Origin of the sequence: Salinispora tropica CNB-440 (assembly GCF_000016425.1) — a bacterium.
Taxonomy (GTDB): domain Bacteria; phylum Actinomycetota; class Actinomycetes; order Mycobacteriales; family Micromonosporaceae; genus Micromonospora; species Micromonospora tropica.
On sequence record NC_009380.1, the window covers coordinates 2,696,625 to 2,720,520 of the forward strand.

A 23,896-nucleotide genomic window follows, 5' to 3' on the forward strand; every position below is an offset into this window, starting at 1 on the left:
CGCCACCTGCCGATGCTCGCGGGCCACCGGCCCTACCCCGGCTCGCGACCGCTCACTCCTCGCGCTCAAGGGGCACACCGGAGGCCGGTGTCGGCGTCGAAGACGTGCGTATCGGCCCAGCGGACCCCGACTCGGACCGTATCGCCGCGCGCGGGCCGGTGGGCGGCGGGCACCCGGGCCACCACCGGGCACCCGGCAAGGAGGGTGAGGTAGGCGTAGGCGTCCGTGCCGACCACCTCAACCCGGTCAACGGTCGCCGCCACCCCGTCGGACGCCCCCAACACCACCGCCTCCGGGCGAAACCCGATCTCCCGGTCGCCGGACACCCCCGTCGGCGGGGCACCGGATGGGTGGATTGGGCCGGAACTGGGAAGCACGTTCATCGCTGGAGAGCCGACGAAGCCCGCCACGAACCGGCTCGCCGGGGTGTGCCAGATCTCGTCCGGCGTACCGACCTGCTCCACCCGGCCGTCACGCAGCACCGCGATCCGGTCGGCCAGCACCAACGCCTCGGTTTGATCGTGCGTGACGTGCACCATCGTGGCACCGAGCCGATCGTGCAGGGCCCGTAGCTCGGCCCGCATCTGCACCCGCAGCGCAAGGTCGAGGTTGGACAGCGGCTCGTCGAGCAGGAACACGTCCGGCTCCCGCACCAACGCCCGGGCCAACGCGACCCGCTGCCGCTCACCGCCGGAGAGCTGCCCGGGCCGCCGGTCGAGCAGGTGCGCCGCACCGACCTGCTCGGCGGCGGACCGGGCCCGCTCTCGGGCCGCCGTCTTCGGGACATCCCGCACCACCAGGCCGAACGCGATGTTCTCGGCGACGGTCAGGTGAGGGAAGAGCGCGTACGACTGGAAGACCATCGACACGTTGCGCCGGCCGGGACGGTCGGCGGTGACATCCCGACCGGCGATCCAGACTCGCCCGGTGGTGACCGGCTCCAGGCCGGCCACCACCCGCAACAGCGTCGACTTGCCGGCGCCGGAGGGGCCGAGTACCACCAGGAGTTCCCCCCGGGCCATGGTCAACCGCATCTGCTGCAGGACGGTGACGCCCCGGTAGGCGGCGCTCACCCCGTCCAGCGTCAGTCCGGCATCGTGGGTCAGACCGGCATCGTTCACCCGTGCTCACCACGGGCGAACAGCGGGCGGGTCTGCTCATCCAGAGCGCGGATGACGTCGTCCAACCGGTCGCCCCGGTACAGCGCGTTCTCCAGGATCCCGGCGGTCACATCCTCGACCTCCGGCCAGGTGGAAACTGTCGGCAACGTCCGCAGGGTGGGGACCGTGTCGAGGAAGACCGTCGCGTTACGTGGTGGTTGGGACGAGTCGAGGAACACCGGGGACTGTGAGACACCGATGTGCGACGGCACGGTCCGCCCGGTGGCGGCGATGATCTCCTGCCCCTCGGCGGAGATGGCGAACTCCAGGAACCGCCACGCCGCATCCTTACGCTTGGCACCCCGAGTCATGCAGTACGCGTCGGAGTGCAGCACCCCCACCTGGTCCTGGTAGACCGGCAGTGGGGCGACGTCCCACTCGAAGCCGGTGATCGAGCGGAAGGTGGTGGTGGAGCGTCGCGAGGACATCAGCATGGCGAGCCGACCGTTGGCGAAGCGGGACTCGTCGTCCTCGGCCTCGACCTCCTCGTCGGTGGGAACCACCCCGTACGCCTGGCGGAGGTCGACCAGGTTCTTCAGCGCCTCTCGGCCGGTCGGGGTGTCCAGGGTGAGTCGGGTCGGCCGATCCGGGTCATCGACAATCTCGCCGCCGGCGGACCACGTGAACGGGGCGACGCGGATGATCGACGGCTCGACGCCGAGCCCGTGCACGGCCGGGCGGACAGCGGCCCCCTCGCTCTCGGTGCCCTTGACCATCACACCACGGTCGTCCCGGGTCATCGCGATGGCGGTGCCGACCATGTCGTTCCAGGTCCAGCCCGCCTTCGGCTCGGGGACCTGGTATTCGGCGAAGAGGGTGCGGTTGTAGTAGACGGCGAGACTGGAGACGTTCTGCGGTAGACAGAGCTGTTGGCCGCCCCAGGTGAAGGCCTCCATCGCCACCGGGTAGTAGTCAGCGGGATTCACCTTCTCGGAGGCGGCGATCCGCTCGTCCAAGGGCTCGACCACGTTCTTCGCGGCGAACTGGCCATAGAAGCGGTAGTTCATCAGGAACAGGTCCGGCGGGGCACCCCCGGCGACCGAGGTGGCGAGCCGGGCCAGCAGGTCCTTGCGGTCGCTCGCCTCGATGAGCTGCACCTCGTTGCCGGGCCGGGCCTGACCGTACGCCTCGATCAGCGTGCGATACGCGGCCAGCTCCTCGGGGGCACCGAAAACCAGCAGCCGCACCGGCCCGTCGGAGGCGGTCCCGGGTCCGGCTCCACAGCCGGTCGCGACGAGCACCGTAGCCAGCAGCGCCGCCAGCAGCGCCTTGGGTCTTCTCATGGCCGGTTCCGTCCTGTCTGGTCGTCGTGGTCAAAGAAACGGCGCTGGGCGAACCCGAAGACCAGCACGGCCGGGCCGGTCGCCAGGACCGCCCCGGCCAGGAAAACCGGGAAGTTCGTCGGATCCAGCACCGACAACGAACGCAGCGCCAAGGGCAGGGTGAACAGGTCACGGTCGTACACATAGATCAGTGGATCGAGGAAGTTCGACCAGGTCAGCACGAAGGTTAGGGCGGTGATCGCGGCAGTGACCGGACGCACCATCGGGAGCGCGACCCGCCACCAGATGCCCATCGGCGTCATGTCCTCCACCAGACAGGCGTCGTAGAGGTCCCGCGGCAGCGCCCGGAAGGCCAGGTAGTAGACCAGGACGTAGAGCGGGGAGGTACCCAACAGCGCCGGAGCGATCAAGGGCACCAGCGTATCGGTCAGCCCGAGCGCGCGGAAGATCGCGAACCGGGGTACCAGAAGTGCGGTGGCCGGCACCATCAGGGCGACCAGGGACGCCGCGACGACGAGGGCGGTGCCCCGTGGTGCGAGCCGGGCCAACGCGAAGCCGGCCAGCGCGGCGACCAGCACACTCAGCGGCACCGCGACGGCCGCGACCAGCAGTGAGTTGAGCGCGGCGCGCAGGACTCCGCCGACCTCCAGGGCCTGTCGGTAGCCGACGGTGGAGACCGGATCGGGGATCAGCTGCGGGGTGGGGGACGGCGGCAGACCGGGCTCGGTGAGCGAGCCCGAGATCAGCAGCAGGAGCGGCGGGACGAAGACGAGCAGGACGAAGAGCGCGCCCAGGGCGTGCCAGATCCGGCCGATCGTCCCGGACAGCGGTGGGGGGCCGCTGGCGCGGCCCCCCACTCGGTTGGTGGTGTGAATGATCGACCTACTTCAGTTTGAGCTGCCAGGCGCCCAGACCGTGCGAGGCCGCGTAGAGGACCCGCTCGCCCGGCACGATGGTGAGCCCGGCGACCTCCACATTCGGCATGCCGCCGGCCGCCTTGGTCCAGCTGGTCCGCCCCGTAGCCAGCCGCAACACGCCGAAGTCGGTCGACGCGTACAGGTCACCGGTGACGTCGTCCCGGACCAGGTCGGTGATCGGCTGATCACCGAAGTCGTAGGAGCGGTCGGTCCAGGTCGCCGTCGTGCCGGCGGTCGTCACCTCGAAGGCGTGCCCGAGCGTTTCGGGCGTGTTCGAGTTGAAGCCGCTGTAGGAGACCCACGCCCGGTTCGGGTCAGTCGGATCGATGTGGACACTGGTGACGAATCGGTTCGGGGTGTCCGGGTTGTCGATCCGGGTCCAGGTCACCTCGGCGGCCGACTCGGCGTCGACATTGTGGCTGACGAAGACCCGACCCGTGCTGGTGGCCGCGTAGGCGGTGGCGGAGTCGGTGTCGACCCGCTGCACCACCGAGACGGCACCGCCGGCCCGGTCCCCCCACGCCTCGTCGGTGAGCGGCGTGCTGCCCAGTTCCTCCCAGTCTCCGCACTGCGCCTCGAAGGTGCCGGTCCAGGTGTTGCAGATCCGGTTGGCCTCCTCGATACTCCGGTCGCCCAGACCGAAGGTCTTCGTCCGGTACACCGAGCGGCCGGTACCGGCGAACATCGTGCCGCTGACCACCGGGTCGCTGATCACCGGAGCGTAGAAGAGGGTGCCCGGCTGGCCGTAGATCGGATCCGCGGTCCAGATCCACTCGGCGATGTCGCCGCCGGCGAAGTTCACCTCCGGCGACGCGTTGAAGAAGGTGTGGAAGCGGAACTCGGGCTTGCCGACATCGAAGCCGGAGGCGCCGCCGTCACCGATCATCGTGTTCGACCAGCGCCGCCGCTCGCCGTTGTTCTCCCAGGTCCCGTTGTCCTGCGTCCCGCCCTGCAACAGGTTCACGTCGTGCGGGCTGACCGAGAGGCTGATGAACTGCAACGTGTTCATGCCCTTGTTGACGCTCTCCAGCTTGGTCGGGATCCGGGAGAGCATCTGCTTGCAGCGATCCTGCTGGGCCTGAATGGTCAGGTTTCGGTCCGGGTTGTCACACCAGGTGGATCGATCGACGAAGTCACCGCTGGAGCGCATGATCCCGCCGTCGTTGGCCTCGAAGAACTGGTACGGGTCACGCGGGTTGGTCACGATCGCGTGCTGGTCGGGATGCAGACCGTTCGGGTGCAGCTCGTCGGTGCCGTCGAAGGTCATGTCGGTGCCGCTGACCCCGGCGTCGGTGGAGAGGACCACGGCCCGCTTGTGCGCGATCGTCTCACCATAGACGTAGGAGCCACCGGTGTAGACGATGTCCGGATGCCCCGGCGGGGTGTGTACGAACATGTCGTACCAGCACTGGCCGGTGCACTGGTTGTAGGTGGCGTACCCCGGGTCTGCCGGGTTCGAGCTGGTCAGATCGGTGAACGTGGGGGTTCCGCCGGCCACGTCGTCACTGCGCAGCAACCGCGAGTACGGGTTACCGAAGTTACCCTCGTAGACGTACATCCGGGTCTTGCCGTTCGGCAACGCGGTGACGTCGATGGCGGCCCGGGTCTGGAACAGCTCCGGGTTGAGCGACGGCTTGATCTGCGTCCAGCTTGAGCCGGCGTCCGGGGAGCGCCAGACACCACGGCCGTACGACGACGCGTACACGATGTCGGAGTTCTTCGGGTCGAGCTTGACGTAGCGGACGCCGCGCGGCGAGCAGACCCCGTTGTTGCCGAACTCCTCGGCGTCGCCGGTGCAGTCGGTGGCGGAGGCCGAACCGTTGTGGATGAAACTCCAGTTCTTGCCACCGTCGGTGGTCTTGTAGAGGCCCCACTTCTCCGCGTCCGGCACCGGTCGCGTCACGCCCGTGCAGCAGGCGCTGGACATACCGCGTAGCGCGGTGGTGGTGGCGACGTAGATGGTCTTCGGGTCGTCCGGCTCGATGGTGATCTCGGCGATGCCCTTGCCGGCGAGCACCTCCTTGCCGAGCGGGCCCTGCCAGGTCAGACCGCCATTGGTCGACCGGTAGAGACCAACACCGGCGACACATCCGGAGCCGCAGATGTTCGCCTCACCGGTACCGACATAGATGGTGAGCCCGTGCCGGTCGTTGCGGTCGATCTTGACCGATCCGGCCGCGTTAATGCCGAGCGGGCCACCCAGGTAGAACCACTTCGGCTCGGCGGCGAGGATGTTGAGGGTGCCCCAGACGCCACCACCGGAGGGCGTGGCGTACGCCCGGCAGAGCCACCGGTTGCAGTCGGGGCTGATGTCGAGGGAGGTCACCCGGCCACCGGCGACATACTCGTTGGGAACGTAGTTGAAGGCGTTGCGGTACTCGGTGAACGGGTACACCGCCTCACTCGGCCCGACGTTGGTCCACCGTTGGCCACCCCGGAACCGACGCTCCGCCGCCGCGAACGCCGCCTTCGAGCGGTCGGCCTCGGCGAGGCTGACCTCGTTGGCCGGGTAGGCCCGCTTGAGGAACTCCTGCTGCGCGGCGCCACCCGGACCGTCCAGCGACATGCCGTCGTTGCCCGGTACCGACCGACGCATCTGCTCCAGGTGCGCTCCGAGGGCGTTCGGTAGCTCGCCGTCCCCGGTCGCCGCGGCGGCGGCCGGTACTTCGGTACCGGCGAGGTGGATGCCGGCGACACCCGTCGTCGCGACGAGGGCGACGACCGCTAGTCCTGCGAGTAAATGGCGACGTCTGCGCTTCACAAGGTTCCTCCCGGAGAAGGCACCGCCGCAGCGCGGCCTCCAGGATTGGCAACCGTCACTGGCAGCGTCCATGCAGGAGGATGTCAGAGGAGGTTCGGCGGGCACAATCCCTTGCCTCGAGGCAATCGAGGTTTGCCGCTGAACTCAGCAGCGCAGCCGTAGCAAACTGGTACACGTCCGACGCCATGCCAGGATAGGTGGTGCACATCGAGCGCCACTCGGCAGGAGAATCGGTCAGTATGGCAAAAATCGGTCCGGCGGAGCTGCGCGCTGACTGCTCCCGATGCGTAGGGCTCTGCTGCGTGGCGCCCGCCTTCGCCGCCTCAGCCGACTTCGCGATCGACAAGCCGGCCGGACGGCCCTGCCCAAACCTGCGCCCGGACTTCCACTGCGGGATCCACACCGCTCTGCGGGACCGCGGCTTCCCTGGCTGCACCGTCTTCGACTGCTTCGGGGCCGGCCAGCGGGTGACCCAGGTGACCTTCGAGGGGCGAGACTGGCGGGACGACCAGCCCACCGCCCAGGCCATGTTCGACACCTTCGCCGTGGTGCGGCCACTCCACGAACTGCTCTGGCATCTGACCGAGGCGCTGACGATGGAGCTGCCCGCACCGCTGCGGGCAGCGCTGACCGAGGCGCTCGCCGACACCGACCAGTTGGCCGGTGGCGACCCGGAGTCGGTGCGGGCGCTGGCTGTCGACGCGCACCGCGGCAGAGTCGTTCCGCTACTGTCCCAAGCCAGTGCCCATACCCGGGCCCGGGGTGGCCGCCCTGGCGCTGATCGGCGCGGCGCCGCCTTACTCGGCGCCGACCTGCGCCGAGTCGACCTGCGGCGAGCGAGTCTGCGCGGTGCCCAGCTGGTCGGTGCCGACCTGCGCGGAGTCGACCTGACCGGTACGGACCTCACCGGAGCGGACCTACGCGGCGCCGACCTGCGCGGCACAGACCTGTCGGGCGCTCTCTTCGTGCACCAGTCCCAGCTCGATGCGGCCCGAGGCGACGGGACCACCGTTCTTCCGCCGGGGCGCAGCCGCCCCGCGCACTGGGCGGCGCTGCCGGGCGCCCAACGCCGGCCGCCTGCCCACAGATCTGGCCGCCGGCGCTGAGCGCAACCTCCACCCGGAGACGCACGGCCTCCCGGTCCGCCCGCCCTCCGCAGCTCCCCGCGTTTCTCCGGATGGCGTCCGGGTAGGTGATCGGGGCTAAGCCGGTTTCGGTCGCCGCGGCAGGTGCGGTGGCCGGGGTGGTCACCGCGAGCCGACGGGCGGGAGTGCGCCATGACCGAGCAACACCGATTCGACCTGGCCGACACGGACGAACCGGACGGCACCACAGCGATGGAGGCGTCCCTGCGACCTCCGGGCGAGTCGCTGCCGACCGAGGATGTCGGTGACGACTTCGCAGACCTACCCGCCGAGAACCGGCGATCGGCGCGGGAGATCAGTCGAGCTGGATACGACGTGGCCGACGTTTCCGGGGCCGTCGACCCGAACCGGGAGTGAGCTGGACGATGCAGCACCCGGCCCGGCGACGGGCGGTCACTCGGCCGGGTGGGAGCTCCGGGGCGCGCCGGTGACCGGCGGCGGGACTCGGCCGGGGGCGGGCCGCCGCCACGGGACGAGCCGGTCCCGCAGCCGGGCGGCGGCGTCACCGAGGGTAGCGGCGACCATCGGTGTTGGCCGGGTGGTGCTCATCAACGCGACCTCCTCGGCCGGGCTGGTGGTCCCATCGAGGAAGCGCAACACCCGCTCGGCCGGGTTGCGGTCGAAGAGCCGGTCGAAGAAGTCGGGACCGCCCACCCCACCGCGGTCCAGCGCCCGCAGCGCGACCGCGTCCAGCCACCGGTGTCGACGGGGGTACGCGGGTGCCGGGACCGGCGCCCGCCCGGCGGCGAGCGCCTCGGCGATCTGCCCCGCCTGCCGGTGCATGGCGGCGAACGTGAAGCCGGTGGAGGGTCGGGTGGCACCACCGCCGGTGCCGAGGCGGACCACCCGGGGCGAGGGCCGCGGGTCGAACGGGCCGTCGGTCATCGGGATCACCCCGTTCTCCACCTCCCGCACCCGGAGCCGGCCCGGGTCCAGCCCGAGCCGGTCCCGGTACCCGGCCAGCGCCGCGTCATAGCCGGCGTCGGTGAGCAGGCCGGAGGTGAACTCGGTGTACTCGACCAACGCGTACCGGTCGGTGACCGGCAACACGTACCCGAACGACACGCCCCGAACCGGCTGCGGGGTACGGAAGTCCATCAGCACCGCCCGACCCGGGTCGAACAGCGGCCGGTCGGCCTCGAGCCACCAGCCGCGGAAGTGCTGGAGCCAGTTGGTACGCCCGGCTCGCCGGGGCGGGCGGGGCCGGGAGTCGAGGACCCAGGACGCCCGTAGCGTCGACCCGCCGGCATGGATCGTGACCCGGCTGCCGTCGTCCTCGACCGCCTCGGCCGGGGCCGCGACGCGGACCGCGCCGAGTCGCTGTTCGGCGGTGGCTGCCTGGTCGTAGACGGGGGCCGAACGCAGCATCGCGTACCGCAGCGGGGCGAGGTCGAGCACGCGACGCCGCCCCGGCACCGCCACCTCCACCTGGGACCAGCTCGCCGCCAACAGCGGGTCGAGCCCGTCGTCGGGTCGGCCCCAGAACGCCCAGGTCCGGTCCTGGCCGCGCCGGCGCACCGGATCGATCACCGCCACCCGCAGACCGCGCACGCCCCACCGATCCAGGGCGGCGAGCACGAGGGAGCCCGCGCCGCCACCACCGACCAGGGCGAGGTCAACGTCAACGGTGGTCACCCGTACACGCTGCCACACCCATGGTCGGGGTCACCGGCCGGACCGGCCGCCCCGGGTTCACCCGGCGTCGCTTGGCCACCCGAGCGGTGCTCGCATCTGCCCGATCGCGGCTATCCTGGCCGCGATCGACAGTGAGGAGTTGGCATGCGCCAGGGCACGGTCATGGTCACCGCTTCGCCGCGAGTGCGCACCGCGCGGTAGTCGGTCCCACCGTCGGGCTCACACCCCACGGTGTAGCGCTCCTCGCCGCGAAGCGGTCGCTCCCGCGACGACCGTTTCCCCCCCTTGCTCGAGGAGCTATTTTGCGTGCCCTTGTCTCCGCGCGTCTCGGCGCGGACTTCACCAAGCTGTGGACCGCCTCGGCCGTGTCCAATGTCGGTGACGGAGTCACCATGGCGGCCGGTCCACTGCTGATCGCCTCCATCACCACCAATCCGGCGCTCATCGGTGGCGCTGTCTTCGTCCAACAACTACCCTGGCTGCTGTTCGCCTTGATCAGCGGCGCCTACGTTGACCGGTTGGACCGCCGCAAGCTGGTAGTAGCCGTCAACACGCTGCGCGCCGCGGCACTCACCGCGCTGACCCTCGCCGTCGCCACCGACACCACCACGGTGGCTCTGGTCTACGCGGTGTTCTTTCTCCTCGGTACCGGAGAGACCCTGGCCGACACCGCCGCCGGCGCCTTCCTGCCCGCCATCGTGGCATCGGACCGGCTGGCCACGGCCAACGCCCGGCTGATGGCCACCTTCACCATCGCCAACCAGTTCGTCGCCAAACCGCTGGGGGCGTGGCTGTTCGTGATCGCCGCCGCCGTGCCGTTCGGCGTCAACGCCCTGACCTTCGCCGTGGCCGCGGCGCTGGTGGCGACGATCCGGCCGATCCCCGCGCTCCCACCGGTGGCACCACGCCGAAGCCTGCGGATGGAGATCACCGACGGCGTCCGCTGGCTGTTCGGACATCGACTCCTACGTACGCTCGCGGTGAGTATGGGGCTGGCGAACCTCGCGTTCTGCGCCGCCTTCGCCACCTTGGTTCTCTACGCCCGGCAGCGACTGGGCCTGTCCGACATCGGCTACGGCTTCCTCCTGACCACCTTTGCCGTCGGCGGATTGATCGGTACCGTCCTCGCGCCGCGGCTACAACGGATTGTCGGGACGGGCACCCTGCTCCGCGCCGGCCTCGTCGTCGAACTCGTCACCCACGCCACCCTGGCGATCACCACAACCCCACTCGTCGCCGCCGCCATCCTGATCGCCTTCGGGATACACACCATGGTCTGGGGGGTCGTCGTGGTGACCCTGCGCCAACGTGTCGTGCCGACGCAGCTGCTCGGCCGGGTCGGCAGCGTCTACTCGCTGCTCGATCTCGGCGGCGCGGCCCTCGGTTCGCTCCTCGGCGGCCTGCTCGCCGGCGCGTGGGGACTCACCACACCGTTCTGGGTCGCCGCCGCCGTCATGGCGCTCATCGCTGCCGCCACCTGGCGACCGCTGCGTACGGCATCAGCCACCTGACGCGTACGACGGGTTCCGCCGGGCGAGCACCGACCGGCTCGGCGTGACCTGTTCTCGGCAGCCGACGTACGCAACGCGTCACTGGGCCGGTTGCCGCGGCCCGCCGTCCCGACGGTGACCGTCGCCGGACAGGTGCGGGGTGCCCTGCTCTGCCCGGACCTCGTCCTGATCCGTCGGGGCGGTACGCGCGTACTTGTCGAAGAAGCGCAGTAGCTCCACCGGGAAAGGCATCACCAGGGTGCTGTTCTTCTCCGCCGCCACATCCGACACGGTCTGGAGCAGCCGCAGCTGGTAGGCCCCCGGGGTGTTCGCCATGGTCTGGGAGGCGTCGGCGAGCCGTCGGGACGCCTGGTACTCGCCATCGGCGGCGATCACCCGGGCCCGCCGGTCCCGCTCGGCCTCGGCCTGCCGGGACATCGACCGCTTCATCCCCTCCGGCAGCGAGACATCCTTGACCTCGACCCGTTCGATGTTCAGACCCCACGGCCCCTCGGTCGGGGCGTCGATCACCGACTTGAGATCGGCGTTGACCTTGTCCCGGTCGGCGAGGAGGGTGTCCAGGTCCACCTTCCCGATCACCGACCGCAGGGCGGTCTGCGAGATCTGTAGCACCGCCGCGGGATACTTCCGCACGTTCACCAGTGCCTTCACCGGGTCCACGACCCGAAAGTAGACCACCGCGTCGACCTTGAGGGTCACGTTGTCCCGCGTGATCGCCCCTTGTGCCGGCACGTCGATCACCGTGGTCTGCATACTCACCTTGACCATCCGGTCAACGATCGGAATGATCAGCCGCAGACCAGGTTCCCGAACGGGGTGCACGACCCGTCCGAACCGGAAGACCACCCCGCGCTCGTACTGCTGCACGATCCGCAGGCTCAGGGCACCGAACAGCGCCAGAACGGCTACCGCGATCACCCCACCGAGAAAGCCGGCTGCCATGGCACCCCTTCCGGTACGCCGCCACGGCTCCCCGTGACGGCCTCGTCCTCAGCGGACGCCAGCGATCCGGGCCGAACGGACGCCAGCGCCCGCCCGACTCAGTGGCCCTGGTACAGGGCCTCGACGTCATCGCTGAAGTGTTCCTGGACAACACTTTTTTTGATCTTGAGAATAGGAGTGAGTTCGCCGTCGGACTCGGTGAGATCCCGGGGCAAGATGCGGAAGGTCTTGACCTGCTCGGCCCGGGAGACGGTCGCGTTCGCACGGTCGACGGCCGCCTGGATCTCGCCGCACAGCTCTGGGTCGTCTCGCAGCTCGGCCACGGTCGCGTCGTCCGAGCGGCCATGCTCGGAGCGCCAGCGATCCCAGGCTGACGGGTCGATGGTGACCAGCGCGGCGACGTACGGGCGACCGTCACCGATCAGCATGCACTGGCTGACCAACGGGTCCGCACGGATCGCCTCCTCGATCGGCGTGGGCGCGAGGTTCTGCCCGGACGCGGTGACGATGATCTCCTTCTGCCGCCCGGTGATCCGTAGGAACCCGTCGGAGTCGAGCTCTCCGAGGTCGCCGGTACGCATCCACCCGTCCTGGGTGAACACCGCCCGGGTGGCCTCCGAGTTGTTCCAGTACCCAGGAAAGACCGGGTCGCCGCGGGCGAGGATCTCACCATCGTCGGCGATCCGGATCTTCACGCCGGGCAGCGGACGACCGACCGTGCCGATCCGCTGTGTCGTTGGCGTGTTCGCCGTCAACGCCGGGGAGGCCTCGGTGAGTCCGTACCCCTCCAGCACCAGCAGGCCCGCGCCGCGGAAGAAGTGCCCCAGCCGTTCGCCGAGCGGCGCGCCGCCGACGATCGCCGCGGAGCACCGCCCGCCCAGGGCGGCCCGCAGCTTCCGGTACACCAGCGGGTCGAACCCGCCTCGGGCGAGCCGGAGCAGTGGGTTCGGGCCCCACGAACGGTCACGGCCACGGCTGTACCGCACCGCCACCCGCTCGGCGAGCTGGAACAGCCAAGCCCGGTGACTGCCCTCGGCCTTCTGCTGGGCCCGGCTGTGTAGCTTCTCGAAGACCCGGGGCACCGCCAGGACAAACGTCGGCCGATGCCGGCGCAGCTGCTCCAGCACGCCAGCGATGTCGGCGCTGTGCACCATGGTGGTCCGGGTCTGCACCACCCCTACCTGGATCATCCGGGCGAACGCGTGGGCCAGGGGCAGGAACAACACCGTGTTCGCCTCGGGGTGTAGCAGCTGCGGCAGCACCGAGACCGCGGCGCTCACGTCACAGTGGATCGAGCGATGGGTCAACACACAACCCTTTGGCCGACCGGTCGTGCCGCTGGTGTAGACGATCGTGGCCATATCCCCACCGGTCACCCGGCGGCGACGGCCGTCGACCACCGCGTCGTCAACCGCATGCCCCTGACCGGCCAGATCGGTAAGGTCACCGGCGTCGATCTGCCAGACGTCGCGCAACGCCGGCAGATCCGAACGCCGACTGGCGACCAGCTCGGCCTGATCGGACGTCTCCACCACGCAGCCCACCACGCCCGCGTCCGACAGGATCCACCCGAGCTGGTCCGCGCTGGCCGTCTCGAAGACCGGCACCGACACCGCCCCGATCGCCCAGAGGGCGTAGTCGACGAGGGTCCACTCGTACCGGGTCCGGCTGACCAGCCCGATCCGATCACCGTGCCCCACCCCGGCCGCGAGGAAGCCACGGGCGAGGCTGTGCACGTCGTCCCGGAACTGGGCGCACGTCACCGGCACGTCACCGCCGCGCACCGACCGGCGCACGGGCCAGGCGCGGGACACCGGCGCGGGCCGAACGAACTGCACCGCCTCCGGGGCCTGGCGGGCGTTGGTCCACACCTGCTCCGCCAGCCCCGGCAGCACCCCACCGATCTCCTCCACCGGCGAGACCACGACCTCCTGCACCTTGCGACCCCCGGTAGCTTCCCACCGACACCCCGCGCGCCGGCACTCGTACGACCATCGTGCGACCGCCGACCGCGCCGGCGGCGGAACTACCGGCAAACTGGCCCGACCAGCACGCCGACCTGCTAGGGAACGGAGGAGCGGGGCGGGGCTGGCGAGTCGACTGGCCGCGGCCGGCTCCAGCTGGCGATCAGCGCCACGCGGATCAGCTGGCGGATCACCAAGATCGCCGCCGCGTAGAGCAGGTTCTCCCCCACCGGCGGCTGCGCGATCCGCAGCAGACTGGCCGCCAACCACAGGTCAAGGCCGACGTGCAGGGCCAAGACGGCGTTCCGGGACACCAGCAGAACCACCGCGGCCGACCCGATGCCCGCGGCCATGCAGGCCAGGACGGCGTACTCGACCAGGGCACTCACGAGGCCCGCCCCGGACCCGCCTGGTTCGAGTCGGCGGACCCGGGCGAGCCGAGCTCGGCGATCTCGCGGCGCTCCTGTTTGATCTCGCGGGCGAGGAAGTAGTTCAGCGCGGTCCGGATCGCCGCCACCGCAGCCAGCTCGGCGATGTCCAGCAGGGTCGGAGCGACGGCGGTGCGCATAATGTCCGAGGCGAGTTGAAACTCCAACCCGAGGGTCAGGAACCGCCCGAGAGTCAGCCGGATCGGCACGAAAGCCTTGCTCTGCCGGTACCGCAACCCCACGATCACGAACCGGACGAACGCCATCATCGCACCGACAAAGATAATGAGGATGCCGGCGGCCTCGACCACCCGTACCAGGAGGTCCACCGCCTCCAACAACCAGTGCTGGTCGAACATGCCATCCATACCAGCGGCTCCACGCCGCCACGAGCACCAGCATGCCGTGACGACACCCGATCGCGTCGCCGCCGGCCGGTTCACCCCCGTGGGGTGACGTCATCCGCCGCTGGTCACCCGTCGGGTGCGGGCGTGCGGGCAGGTTGCACCGGCGGGGTCACCGGGTCCACGGGTCGGGTGGCCTCCGCCGGGTCGAGCTGCTGGCGCAGCGCCGCGATCTCCTGGCGCAGCGCCGCGACGTCCTCGGCGGTCGCCGCCGGATGCCGGTCCCGGCCGGAAACCCGGTCGACGATCCACGTGGCGAGCGAGCCGGTCACGAAACCGATCAGCCCGATACCGCCGATCATCAGGCCGACCGCCACCAGCCGCCCTTCCGTGGTGACCGGATAGAAGTCGCCGTAGCCGACGGTGGTGATGGTCACGGCCGCCCACCAGAGGGCATCCGCGTAGTTGGTGATGGACGGGTCCGGCGCGTGCCGCTCAGCGTCGAGGACCGCCAGGGAGGCGACCCCCACCAGCAACACGGTGGTCGCTGCCACGTAGATGCCGAGCCGGCCGCGAACCCAGGCCTCGGTCCGCCGGCTGAGCGAGAGCACCACCGTCACCAACCGCAGCGCCCGCAGCGGACGCAGCATCGGCAGGAGCAGAACGGCGAGGTCGAACAGGTGCTCCCGGAGGAAGCGTCGCCGCTGCGCATGCAGGATGAAACGGACAGCCATGTCGAGCCAGAACACCAGCCACGTGGTGAACGTTGTCACCCGGCAGACCGTGATCCACGCCGAGCTGAGCTGCGGTTCCAGGATCGGCGCAGCGTATGCCGCCAGGAACACCAGGGAGAAAACGGTCAACGGCAGCGCGGTCAGCCGCTCCCAGCTCGCGGCCCACTCCTCCCGCCGGCCTATGGCGCCGGTGCTTCCCATGATCACCCCCGACCGTGGTACGAGTATCCGTGCAACTATGGGCCGATGCGACTCTACGTGGAGCCAACGGGGTCGTCGACGGCGGTGGACGAGCCTCAGGTGGACGACCCCCTGGTAGACGCGCTGGCAGCGCTGTGCCGCTCACTGGTCGACGTCACCGTCCACACGCTCGATGCCCGTGATGTCGACCTGACGGTGTCGCAGTACCGGATCCTGGCCCTCCTCGTCTCCCAGGGGCCGGTCCGGGTCGTTGACCTCGCCACGACACTGCACGTCCACCCGTCCACCGTCACCCGAGCCTGTGATCGTCTGGTCCGACGAGAGCTGGTGGCCCGACGGACCGGCGAGAGCGACCGCCGGGTGTCCTGGCTCAGCCTGACCGTCGCGGGTCGGGAGCTGGTCAGCGAGGTCGACCGACGCCGTAGCGCCGAGATCCGGCGACTGGTCGCGGTGACCGGCCTAGCGCCCGACGCCGAGCTGGTCGGCGCGCTGGAGGCGCTGGTGACGGCGGCCGGCGAACCGGATGAACGGCAGTGGCGGCAGGGCTGGGAACGGCGTGTCGACGTAGCGAGCTGAGCTCACCAGCATGACAGAGCCGCAGTCGGGTAGCCGCTGCCGTGGTCGACTGGCGGGCGGTCTTCACGCCGGACACTCCGCTGATGGAGATCATCGTCCGGGGCAGCGTGATGTACCTGACGCTGTTCTTCCTGCTGCGGGTCCTGCTGAAACGGGAAAGCGGCACCACCGGAATGACCGACCTGCTGGTCATCGTGCTGATCGCCGACGCCGCGCAGAACGGCATGGCAAGCGGCTACACCTCGCTCGCCGACGGGGTGCTGCTGGTCGCGGTGATCATCGGTTGGGCATACCTGCTCGACGCGGTCGCCTACCGCTGGCAACCCGCCGCCCGACTGATCCGACCGAAACCCCTGGCCCTGGTCCGGGACGGACGGATGCTGCACCGCAACATGCGTCGGGAACTGGTCACCGAAGACGAGCTGTACGGGCAGCTGCGGGAGCAGGGCATCGACAGCCTGGCTGAGGTCCGGGAGATGCGGATGGAGTCCGACGGCCAGTTCAGTGTGATCACCCGTCGCCCCGGCAAGCAACGACCCTGACGACCCCAGAGACATGGGCGCCAGGACAGGCGCGTCAGTCAAGGGCGAGCAGCGTTCGGGCAGCGGCCACGAGAGCCGCCACACCAGTCGGCAGCGCCAGCTCAACATGCGGGGCGAATGCCGGGCTGTGATTCGTCGGCAGGTTACCCAGCTTCTCGGCCGCGGTGGCGCCCGGCACCGTCCGCCACTGCCGTGGTCCCACGGTGCCGAGCATCCAGTAGCTGCTCGGTATCCCCCCGACGGCCAGGAGTGGGAAGTCCTCCGCCGCCAGGGAGGGGGGCCACCAGCTGACCCGCTCCGTCCCGAACACCCCCAGGTGGGCGGCCCGTACCCGGGAGGTCATGGCCGGGTCCCCCACATATGCGGGAGTACGCGAGACGACGCGTACCGTCGGCTCGCGCGGGCTGTTGGCGGCCGCGCAGGCGGCCCGAATCGTTCGGATCACGCTGTCCAGCACCTGGTCCAGCGTCCGCTCGTGTCGGGACCGGATCGTCACCCCGAGAGTGGCCTCGTCGGCGATGACTGCCGCGTGGTGACCGGCGCGCAGAGTCCCGACGGTGAGCGCCACCGGGTCGTCCTGACTGGCCTGCCGCGCCACCAGCGCCTGCAGCCGCAGGACAATGGTCGCGGCGAGCAGCACCGGATCCACGCAGAGATGCGGGGTGGCCGCGTGCCCGCCCCGTCCAGGAACGGTGACGTCCAGGGTGACACAGCCGGCCGTCATCGCGCCGACGCCGTGAGCGACCATGCCCGCCGGTAGCGGTGCGGCATGCTGGGCCAGAAGCAGGTCGGGTCGGCCGAACCGGTCGTAGAGGCCGTCGTCGAGCAGGGCCGCCGCACCTTGCAGGGTCTCCTCGGCCGGCTGTCCCACGGTCAGCAGCGTCCCCCGCCAGCTGTCCCGCTCTTGGGCCAGGTGGGCGGCGGCGCCGACCGCCGCGGCCAGGTGCAGGTCATGTCCGCAGGCATGCATGACCGGTACGGTCCGGCCGTCGGCAGTTACGCCGGTAGCGGTGCTGGCGTACGGCAGGCCGGTCTCCTCGGCGACCGGGAGCGCGTCGAGCTCTGCCCGGATCAGGACGGTTGGGCCGGCCCCGTTGCAAAGGACGCCGACCACTCCATGCCCACCGACTCCGGTCGTGACCTGGCACCCAAGCCCCCGTAGCGCGGCCGCGAAGCGGACTGCGGTGTGTTCCTCCGCCCCCGAGAGCTCCGGATGTGCATGCAGGTCGCGGTAGAGCTGAGCCGCAGCGGCAACGATCTCCCGATCAACCGGTGTGCCGGCCGAATCGGCAGCATCAGCTACGACGAATGCCATGAGGCCAGCCAAGCCGAAGCCGCTGTCACGTCGCTGACATCGGACGACAGCGATGTGTGATGGCGACACCACACGATCGGTAAGCGCCCTGGGGTGTGCTTGCGGCAGGCCGGCCAGACACGCCGGTCGGACGCCAACCGGGAGGAGTCACCATGGAGAACGACACCGACCTCAACGCCCTCGCCGACGAGATCCTGGAGCTGGAGTCGGAGACCTTCGCGATCTCCGACTACGCGGACGCGTCCGAGGCGATCCTCGCCTCGTGCTCCTCGTCGGCCACCACCTCGACCTGTAGCAGCACCACCTCCACCACCAGTTGCTCAGCCTGAGCAACAGCAGTACGACGTCGGGTCACCCTGAGGGGTGGCCCGACGTCCTACGACCAGGCATTGATCTTCGCGTAGGACGGTAGGTCCCGTCGCACGGTATGGCCGTCGCGGACGGCTACGGCTGTTTCCACCGATGCGGCCAGGGCGGCGCGGAAGAGTAGCGAGCCGGTGCTGATCCGTCCCACGCCCAGGCCAGCCAGGGTGACGACGGTGTGTCGGCCAGGCAGGAACAGGACGTTGACCGGCACCTCGACCGCCGCCACGACCGCGGCGATGTCGGCGGGCCCCGCCAGCCCGGGGATGAACACTCCGTCGGCACCGGCGTCGGCGTAGAGCCGCACCCGGCGCAGCGTTTCGGCCAGGTCGCCAGCGCGTTGCCAGTAGGTGTCGGTCCTGGCATTCACAAACAGGTGTGGAACCTCGCGCTTCACGGATCGGATGAGCGCCGCGTGTGTCTCGGCCGGACACATGGCGTCTTCCATGTTCACGCCCGCCGCACCGGCGTCGGCCACGGCGGCCGCGGTGTCGACCGAACCAGTTTCGATGTCGACGGTGAGGTGAACGGGCAGCGCCGCCAGGCTTCGCGTGAGGCGCAGTGTCTCACCGAGTGCGGCATCGGTACCGTCGGGCAGGCCGGCTGCGGCGGCGACACCGAGGCTGGTCGTGCCGAGCGCGGGAAATCCCGCCTCGACCAGGCCACGGGCGGAGGCCACGTCCCACACATTCGGCAGCACGAGTGGGTCACCGGTGCGGTGAAGAGCAGCGAAGCCCCTCACGCGAGGGCCCCGACGACGAGTTCTGGCAGACACCGGCAGGAGCGGTGACACCACAAGGCCGGGTCGTGCAAGACGATGAGGACCGCGTCGCGGCCGTAGATCTGCGGCATGAGTCGAACGTACTGCCTCATGCGTGGCCGCTACCGTCGCGTGTGGCCCGCCTTCAGCAGTGACCATGGGCCGGGAGGAACGGGCATCGTTGGTTGCCTGGGGGCTTTGATCCCTCGTCGTCGGGTTCGGCTTGACCCTGTTGTCCCTCCGCGCAGTCGTTCACGGCTGATCGAGATTGGCCAGCCGGGCGAGAAGCTCACGCTGGGCGTCGTTGAAAGCCATTTCCTGGTACGACATGAGCAGCGCACGGGTCCGCGGATCCGACTCCGTCCACCCGTCGACGCTCAGCTGGTCCAGAGCGAGGTGGTAGTCGGCGACCAGCCGGTCGATCTCCTCATCGCCGGTGTCCGGCCCGAGCGCGGCGAACCGGGCGGTCAGCGCGGTGGTGGCCGCCAGCACGTCCGGCTCGGTGATCTGACTGAGCAGCCCGATCAACGCGGCCCGGCCCCTGGTGTCCAGGAGGTGGTGCAGCAGCAAGATTACCTCGTGGTCGTGTTTGAGTATCTCTGGCGGCAGGTCCGGATCGCCGCCGCTGCCAATGCTCGCGAGCAGGCCGGCCAGTTCCGGCGGCGTGTCCGCGGCGGCTCCGGCGGCGCGAAGCTGGGCGATCACCTCGCGGCGGGCGGTGAGCCGATCGATCTGGTCGGCCAGTTCGCGGTCGAGCTCGTCGAGGACAGCGTGGGCCCGGCCGCTGGCCCCCAGTATCGGCGGAATGTCGTCGAGGGGGATGCCGATCTCGGCCAGCCGCCGGATGCGCAGCAGCAGCACCAGGTCGCGCACCGTGTACTCGCGATAGCCGTTCGCCCGCCGTGCCGGCTCGGGAAGGACCCCAACCTGGTGGTAGTGCCGCAGGGTGCGGACGCTGACTCCGGCCAGCCGGGCGAGTTCGCCGCTGTTCATCCGTTCCTCCAGGTCAACTTACTAGTTCGGCCTCGGGTGCCGGCATTGGTTCCAGGTCGCGCAGTGCCCGTGCGCCGATCGCGGCGACGCCGGTGATGAGCCAGATGAGGGCGAGGGCGATCGCGCCGGTCCGAGCGCTGAACTCCGCGACCAACAGCGCGGCACCGCCCATGCCGAGTGCCGGGGCGAGGGTGAGCAGCGCATTCTGCAGGCTCATCACCCGACCGCGCATCGCGTCCGGAATTCGCTCGACCATGAGCACGCCGATCAGGCTGCCGAACAGCCCATTGCCGAGCCCGACCAGGGCCGCGGCGCCGAGCACGATCCACGGGCTCGCCAGCGTCGCCATAGCGCTGAAGCCGACGATCGTGATCAGCATTCCGGTCAGGAACCAGGTACGCCGTCGGCCCCGGTTGCCCGCCGCGGCGTACGTCCCGCCACCGAGCAGCAGTCCGACAGCGAGCGAGCTGAGCACCAGGCCAAGCAGCTCAGGCCGCTGCTGCAGGGTGAAGTATACCGGCAGGACCAGCGCCTGAAAGCCGGCCAAAACCACCACCACACCGGTACTGATCAGGGTGGTGGTCAGCAGGAACGGCGAACGGCGCAGGGTGTGCCAGCCGTCGCGCAGCACCACCCGCTGCGGCACGGCCCCGTCCGCCGGGACCACGGCAGCCGGGACCACGCCGGCCTCGCGCGGGATGAGCATCGTGACCGCCGCGGCCGTGGCCGAGGTCGCCGCGGTCACCCACAGCACGGCGACTCCGTCGAACGCCGCGATCAGCACCGCTCCGACCGCCGGCCCGATCAGCATGACCATTGCGCCGAGCGCCTCGCGCAGCCCCAGCAACCGCTCGGTGCTCATCCGCCCGGCTCGGATGACGCCCGGGATCATCGCTTCCCGGGCGGTCAGCCCCGGCACGTCGCCGAACGAGCCAATCACCGCGAACAGCACGAACCAGCCGAGCGCGAGCCCGACGGCGGCGTCGACCAAGGGCAGCGCGGCAATCGAGAGCGCGGAGATCACATCGGTGAGCACCGAGGCCGTACGCCGGTTGATCCGGTCGATCACCACGCCCATGACCAGCCCCGCAACGGCCGCGGGCAGCGCCGAGGCGACCGCGACCGCACCAGTGGCGAGCACACTGCCGGTGGTCTGCAGGACCAGCAACGGCAGGACCACCCCGGCAATGGAGTTACCCAGCATGGACAGGACGTAGGAGGCCAAATAGGCCCACGACACCTTGCTCATACGAGCATCGCAAACCATGACGCTGCGGCGGGGTCAACTCCACAGCGTCCGTCGGGGAGGGGTGGCGCTACTTGCTCTCCGATCCCGCCGTCCCAGAACACCGAAGGTCAATGCGACCGATGCCCTATTCCTTTCGGGGTGACTGCGCGGCAAAGTAGTGACCGAGCATGTCGGTCGTCCAGTGTGCTTGAAACACCTCGCCACGGGGACCGAACTCAACAAACCATGGCTTGATATCAAGCACCGGTGTGCTGTCAACCGCATCAAGACCCTCAACATGAAGGTCGAGACCGTCCACTTTGAGCAGACGGCAGCGCGATACACCAAGCCAGTTGATCCGTCTCATGTTTCGGTGGCCAAAGATACCCACTTCCGGCCAGTCTGGGTTGTCTCGTGGCCGGCGGGCGCCGAGGTTAAGGTCCGTCGGGTCCGTAAGATGAAAGCGAAAAACGACTTCGAGGTGAGAGAACGCGTCAAGCCCTTTGGCGGATTCAGGAGTGAAACGCTTCTCGTCAATTCGAACGATCGCCCTTACCCCTCCCCAGTAGTCGTCAGTCGGTTCGGTCCTTCCTCCCACGACGTGTGCGATTGGTTCCACGGTGAAAGCCTCACCCATTCGACCTCCCTGCCCCGATCTGCAAATTCTGCACCTTACGAGAAGATGGCTAGATAGCGTTCGGCGCGGGCATCGACCTCAGCAGCAGCACCGTTCCTCGTTTGCCGAAATGGCGAGAGTACGGCCCTCATCTCAGCTGCGACTTGTCGAGCCCTACCAGAACGAACACCCTCCATAGCGTCAAGCGATCTTGACCAGGTAGCACACGCTTCCTCTAGGTCCCCCTGCCGAGCCTGCACCATTCCGAGATAGCCAAGCGTCACCGCGTGCGTACGGGTGAAGGATGACGCCTTGCGGGTACGTACGCTCAGGCGAAATTGGCTGAGCGCAGCTCTGAGATCTCCGGTGTCACGCAGCGCGCAAGCCGTCTCGTGACTGAGGCTTGCCTGACTGAAAAAGAAGACCCGCCCCGGCTCATCGCCATCTTGAGAGGCCGCAGCAAGATCGCTCTCCGCCCGCAATAGCGCCTCGGCTGCAGCTTTGGCTTCTCGATTAACGGCAAGAGCACGAGCATGAACGACGCCGAGCAAAGACCGTTCACGTGGACTAGCGGCGAGGTACCGCGTTCGATCAACAGAGGCGGTGGAAAGCTCGAGCGCCTCTCTGCGATGCCCCAGGTCTACCGCCTGATGAGCCATTGCGCGGAGGACATGCGCCGCCATTGCTGGATCACCGGCCTCGGCCGCAAGCTTGACAGCGGAATTGAAATAGCGTTGGGCTAACGCGTGTTCCCCGTTATCGAACCCCATCCATCCTGAAAGATACGCTAGCTCGCTTGCCGCCGTAAACATGTCTCGGCGGACCTGCTCGTCCGCATACCGGCCCCGGAGAAACACGGACACGTCAGCCGTGAGGTACTGAACAACAGCGGTGCGTGCATGACCTCCACCACGGCGTTGATCCACATGGGAGAACAGCGACACCATATCCCGAACGGCTTCGACGTCACTTCGCCCTACCGCGTGCCCCTCGACGTCACCGCGTGCACGACCCCGATTCACCATCTCGCTCCACCACGACCCGCTCGGCAGGGTCAGCGCGGCAAGTGAGTAGGCGGCGGTGGCCAGCACCCGTCTACGCTCAGCGTCCACGTCCACCCTCCCCAGATCCGTCAGCCCGACCAGCGTATCGGCGTGCCAGTCAAGCCAGTCCTGAGAAAGCGACGGTTGAGGTGGTAGCCCGATCTCTTCGAGAGTTACGACGCGTTGGAGCTTCCTGGACAGAGCTTCGACCAAGATCAGCGGCGCCCGTCCCGATGGCATCGTGCCTCGGACCCAGTGCGAGACATGGGAACGGCCAATGCCAGCGCACTCCGTAACTCCGCTCTCGATAGCGACCTGTGCGACGACCCTTGCAATTTGGGCATGGGACAGGCCGGCTTCGGCAATCGCCGCCACGAGCTTGGCGTTGCCAACGCTGTTGCGCGCCACAGGTCGCCTCCCGCACCACTGGTGATCTTTCACCACGTTCACCGGTTCTCGATGCTCGAGAGCATACCCACAGAGCATGATTCGCGGTTCGCTATAGGTACCGCCGATCGCTCCGGAAGGATCGTCAAGCGCCGACATACGTGATTCGTCCTGTCAGGAGTGCTCAGCGGACAGTTAATGGCCCCCGCTGCATCGTGTCGCATCGATCGCCGTGGTGACGGGTGAGAGTGAGGCGCGCGCCGTTGGGCGCGGGTTGCCGTGCTGCTGCAACGGCGCGCGCCCGCCACCTGGGAGGTGTACAGATGGCAACGTACTTTGGCGATGATCAGATCGAACGCGCACAGACAGTGCTGGAGCGGCAGTGCATGTCGAGCGCCCACGGCCGGTGCCGGGCATGCGGCGTTCCCAGCCCCTGCACCGATCACGAGCGGGCATCAAGGGTGTTCGCGATGGCGCTGCGGCTGCCCCGCCGAGTGCCAGGGCTGACCGAGCCGCACCTGATCGGCGTCCGGCAACTGGACAGACCCGGCTGGTTCGAGGCGGTGTGTCGAGTGGGACCGGTATCAATGTCGCGCTCCGGCGAGGTGGTGCCGCGCGCCGTTGGACTGTCTCCCCGCTCCGGGGCCTGGCCACACCGATCGAGAGGGAGACTCTGATGCGGCGAGGCGAGCCGAACCTTTCGGTCACAGTGGGAGCCGAGACCACAATCCCTGACGTACGGGAACTGCTGGCCTGCGCCGAGGCGGTTATCGCTACCCACACCAACCGCGGTGGAATCTGCGCGGGGTGCCTCGACTGGTGGGCACGGCTGGCACCGGTCCCGTGTGAACAGGCCCGATGGGCGCAGGCCGTCCGAGAGCGATTCGGCAACACCGACGCGACCGAACTCGCGGCCGAGAGTGCCGCATGAGCCAGACCAACGTAGTGCACGCGCGGGCGCCCCCTCACCGCGGAAGGCAATTCATCGATCTATCCCCATCGACCTGTCAGGAGGTTTCATGTCCCCGACAAGCCCAGTTCTGTCGCG

23 protein-coding genes are annotated in these 23,896 nt (G+C 69.1%); 7 read left to right on the forward strand and 16 right to left on the reverse strand.

What is annotated here, in order from left to right:
- Positions 1-65: 65 nt before the first annotated feature.
- Genes STROP_RS12090 through STROP_RS12105 form a run of 4 tightly spaced genes read right to left on the reverse strand, consistent with a single transcriptional unit; the run spans position 66 to position 6,121 of the window.
- Positions 66-1,121, reverse strand: coding sequence for an ABC transporter ATP-binding protein (locus STROP_RS12090; RefSeq protein WP_012013630.1), 1,056 nt, complete (start codon positions 1,119-1,121; stop codon positions 66-68).
- Positions 1,118-2,443: an ABC transporter substrate-binding protein gene (locus tag STROP_RS12095; RefSeq protein ID WP_012013631.1), complete on the reverse strand. Its 1,326-nt coding sequence runs from the start codon at positions 2,441-2,443 to the stop codon at positions 1,118-1,120. Before STROP_RS12095 ends, STROP_RS12090 begins: the two co-directional genes overlap by 4 nt.
- Positions 2,440-3,300 carry a carbohydrate ABC transporter permease gene (locus STROP_RS12100; RefSeq protein WP_012013632.1) on the reverse strand — a complete coding sequence of 287 codons (861 nt, stop codon included), beginning with the start codon at positions 3,298-3,300 and terminating at the stop codon, positions 2,440-2,442. Before STROP_RS12100 ends, STROP_RS12095 begins: the two co-directional genes overlap by 4 nt.
- Before the next feature lie 25 nt (positions 3,301-3,325).
- The gene (locus tag STROP_RS12105) at positions 3,326-6,121 is read right to left on the reverse strand and encodes a WD40/YVTN/BNR-like repeat-containing protein (protein WP_012013633.1); all 2,796 of its coding nucleotides are present in this window, start codon (positions 6,119-6,121) and stop codon (positions 3,326-3,328) included.
- Between the two features lie 239 nt (positions 6,122-6,360).
- On the opposite strand from STROP_RS12105, the gene STROP_RS12110 reads away from it, so the two are divergent.
- Positions 6,361-7,227 carry a pentapeptide repeat-containing protein gene (locus tag STROP_RS12110; RefSeq protein WP_012013634.1) on the forward strand — a complete coding sequence of 289 codons (867 nt, stop codon included), beginning with the start codon at positions 6,361-6,363 and terminating at the stop codon, positions 7,225-7,227.
- A gap of 171 nt (positions 7,228-7,398) precedes the next feature.
- The gene (locus tag STROP_RS12115) at positions 7,399-7,623 is read left to right on the forward strand and encodes a hypothetical protein (RefSeq protein ID WP_012013635.1); all 225 of its coding nucleotides are present in this window, start codon (positions 7,399-7,401) and stop codon (positions 7,621-7,623) included.
- A 36-nt stretch (positions 7,624-7,659) separates the two neighbouring features.
- Here STROP_RS12115 and STROP_RS12120 read toward each other — a convergent pair whose 3' ends face one another.
- On the reverse strand, positions 7,660-8,919 hold the full coding sequence (locus tag STROP_RS12120) for a lycopene cyclase family protein (RefSeq protein WP_012013636.1): 1,260 nt from the start codon (positions 8,917-8,919) through the stop codon (positions 7,660-7,662).
- A gap of 284 nt (positions 8,920-9,203) precedes the next feature.
- Here STROP_RS12120 and STROP_RS12125 point away from each other — a divergent pair, with 284 nt between their 5' ends.
- On the forward strand, positions 9,204-10,412 hold the full coding sequence (locus STROP_RS12125; RefSeq protein ID WP_012013637.1) for an MFS transporter: 1,209 nt from the start codon (positions 9,204-9,206) through the stop codon (positions 10,410-10,412).
- A 78-nt stretch (positions 10,413-10,490) separates the two neighbouring features.
- Here STROP_RS12125 and STROP_RS12130 read toward each other — a convergent pair whose 3' ends face one another.
- The 5 genes from STROP_RS12130 to STROP_RS12150 form a co-directional block, all read right to left on the reverse strand.
- Entirely contained in the window at positions 10,491-11,354 is an 864-nt protein-coding gene (locus STROP_RS12130; protein ID WP_012013638.1) for a slipin family protein, read from the reverse strand.
- 98 nt (positions 11,355-11,452) lie between these two features.
- Positions 11,453-13,291, reverse strand: a complete 1,839-nt coding sequence (locus STROP_RS12135) for an AMP-dependent synthetase/ligase (RefSeq protein ID WP_012013639.1) — start codon at positions 13,289-13,291, stop codon at positions 11,453-11,455.
- Between the two features lie 125 nt (positions 13,292-13,416).
- Positions 13,417-13,707 (reverse strand): hypothetical protein, encoded by a 291-nt coding sequence (locus tag STROP_RS12140; protein WP_018831362.1) that lies wholly within the window; start codon positions 13,705-13,707, stop codon positions 13,417-13,419.
- Positions 13,704-14,114, reverse strand: a complete 411-nt coding sequence (locus STROP_RS12145; RefSeq protein ID WP_012013640.1) for a DUF1622 domain-containing protein — start codon at positions 14,112-14,114, stop codon at positions 13,704-13,706. Before STROP_RS12145 ends, STROP_RS12140 begins: the two co-directional genes overlap by 4 nt.
- Before the next feature lie 104 nt (positions 14,115-14,218).
- A complete protein-coding gene (locus STROP_RS12150; protein ID WP_018831363.1) occupies positions 14,219-15,031 on the reverse strand; it encodes a potassium channel family protein in 813 nt (270 codons plus the stop codon).
- 39 nt (positions 15,032-15,070) lie between these two features.
- Here STROP_RS12150 and STROP_RS12155 point away from each other — a divergent pair, with 39 nt between their 5' ends.
- Both STROP_RS12155 and STROP_RS12160 read left to right on the forward strand, forming a co-directional pair.
- Positions 15,071-15,601, forward strand: a complete 531-nt coding sequence (locus STROP_RS12155) for a MarR family winged helix-turn-helix transcriptional regulator (protein ID WP_012013642.1) — start codon at positions 15,071-15,073, stop codon at positions 15,599-15,601.
- Between the two features lie 41 nt (positions 15,602-15,642).
- Positions 15,643-16,143, forward strand: coding sequence for a DUF421 domain-containing protein (locus tag STROP_RS12160; RefSeq protein ID WP_012013643.1), 501 nt, complete (start codon positions 15,643-15,645; stop codon positions 16,141-16,143).
- Positions 16,144-16,177: 34 nt separating this feature from the next.
- On the opposite strand, the gene STROP_RS12165 is transcribed toward STROP_RS12160, so the two are convergent.
- Positions 16,178-17,458, reverse strand: a complete 1,281-nt coding sequence (locus STROP_RS12165) for an amidohydrolase (RefSeq protein ID WP_012013644.1) — start codon at positions 17,456-17,458, stop codon at positions 16,178-16,180.
- Positions 17,459-17,610: 152 nt separating this feature from the next.
- On the opposite strand from STROP_RS12165, the gene STROP_RS12170 reads away from it, so the two are divergent.
- Positions 17,611-17,787 carry a thiazolylpeptide-type bacteriocin gene (locus STROP_RS12170; protein WP_012013645.1) on the forward strand — a complete coding sequence of 59 codons (177 nt, stop codon included), beginning with the start codon at positions 17,611-17,613 and terminating at the stop codon, positions 17,785-17,787.
- Positions 17,788-17,834: 47 nt separating this feature from the next.
- Here STROP_RS12170 and STROP_RS12175 read toward each other — a convergent pair whose 3' ends face one another.
- The 5 genes from STROP_RS12175 to STROP_RS25170 form a co-directional block, all read right to left on the reverse strand.
- A complete protein-coding gene (locus STROP_RS12175) occupies positions 17,835-18,617 on the reverse strand; it encodes an isocitrate lyase/PEP mutase family protein (RefSeq protein ID WP_337998619.1) in 783 nt (260 codons plus the stop codon).
- Between the two features lie 216 nt (positions 18,618-18,833).
- The gene (locus STROP_RS12180) at positions 18,834-19,574 is read right to left on the reverse strand and encodes a MerR family transcriptional regulator (protein ID WP_012013647.1); all 741 of its coding nucleotides are present in this window, start codon (positions 19,572-19,574) and stop codon (positions 18,834-18,836) included.
- A gap of 13 nt (positions 19,575-19,587) precedes the next feature.
- Positions 19,588-20,823, reverse strand: a complete 1,236-nt coding sequence (locus tag STROP_RS12185) for an MFS transporter (protein ID WP_043535355.1) — start codon at positions 20,821-20,823, stop codon at positions 19,588-19,590.
- A gap of 124 nt (positions 20,824-20,947) precedes the next feature.
- Entirely contained in the window at positions 20,948-21,439 is a 492-nt protein-coding gene (locus STROP_RS24055; RefSeq protein ID WP_012013649.1) for an SAM-dependent methyltransferase, read from the reverse strand.
- A 35-nt stretch (positions 21,440-21,474) separates the two neighbouring features.
- Positions 21,475-22,869 carry an NsdA family TPR-like regulatory protein gene (locus STROP_RS25170; protein WP_187151547.1) on the reverse strand — a complete coding sequence of 465 codons (1,395 nt, stop codon included), beginning with the start codon at positions 22,867-22,869 and terminating at the stop codon, positions 21,475-21,477.
- A 655-nt stretch (positions 22,870-23,524) separates the two neighbouring features.
- Here STROP_RS25170 and STROP_RS12190 point away from each other — a divergent pair.
- Positions 23,525-23,779: a hypothetical protein gene (locus tag STROP_RS12190; RefSeq protein ID WP_018833126.1), complete on the forward strand. Its 255-nt coding sequence runs from the start codon at positions 23,525-23,527 to the stop codon at positions 23,777-23,779.
- Positions 23,780-23,896 lie beyond the last annotated feature (117 nt).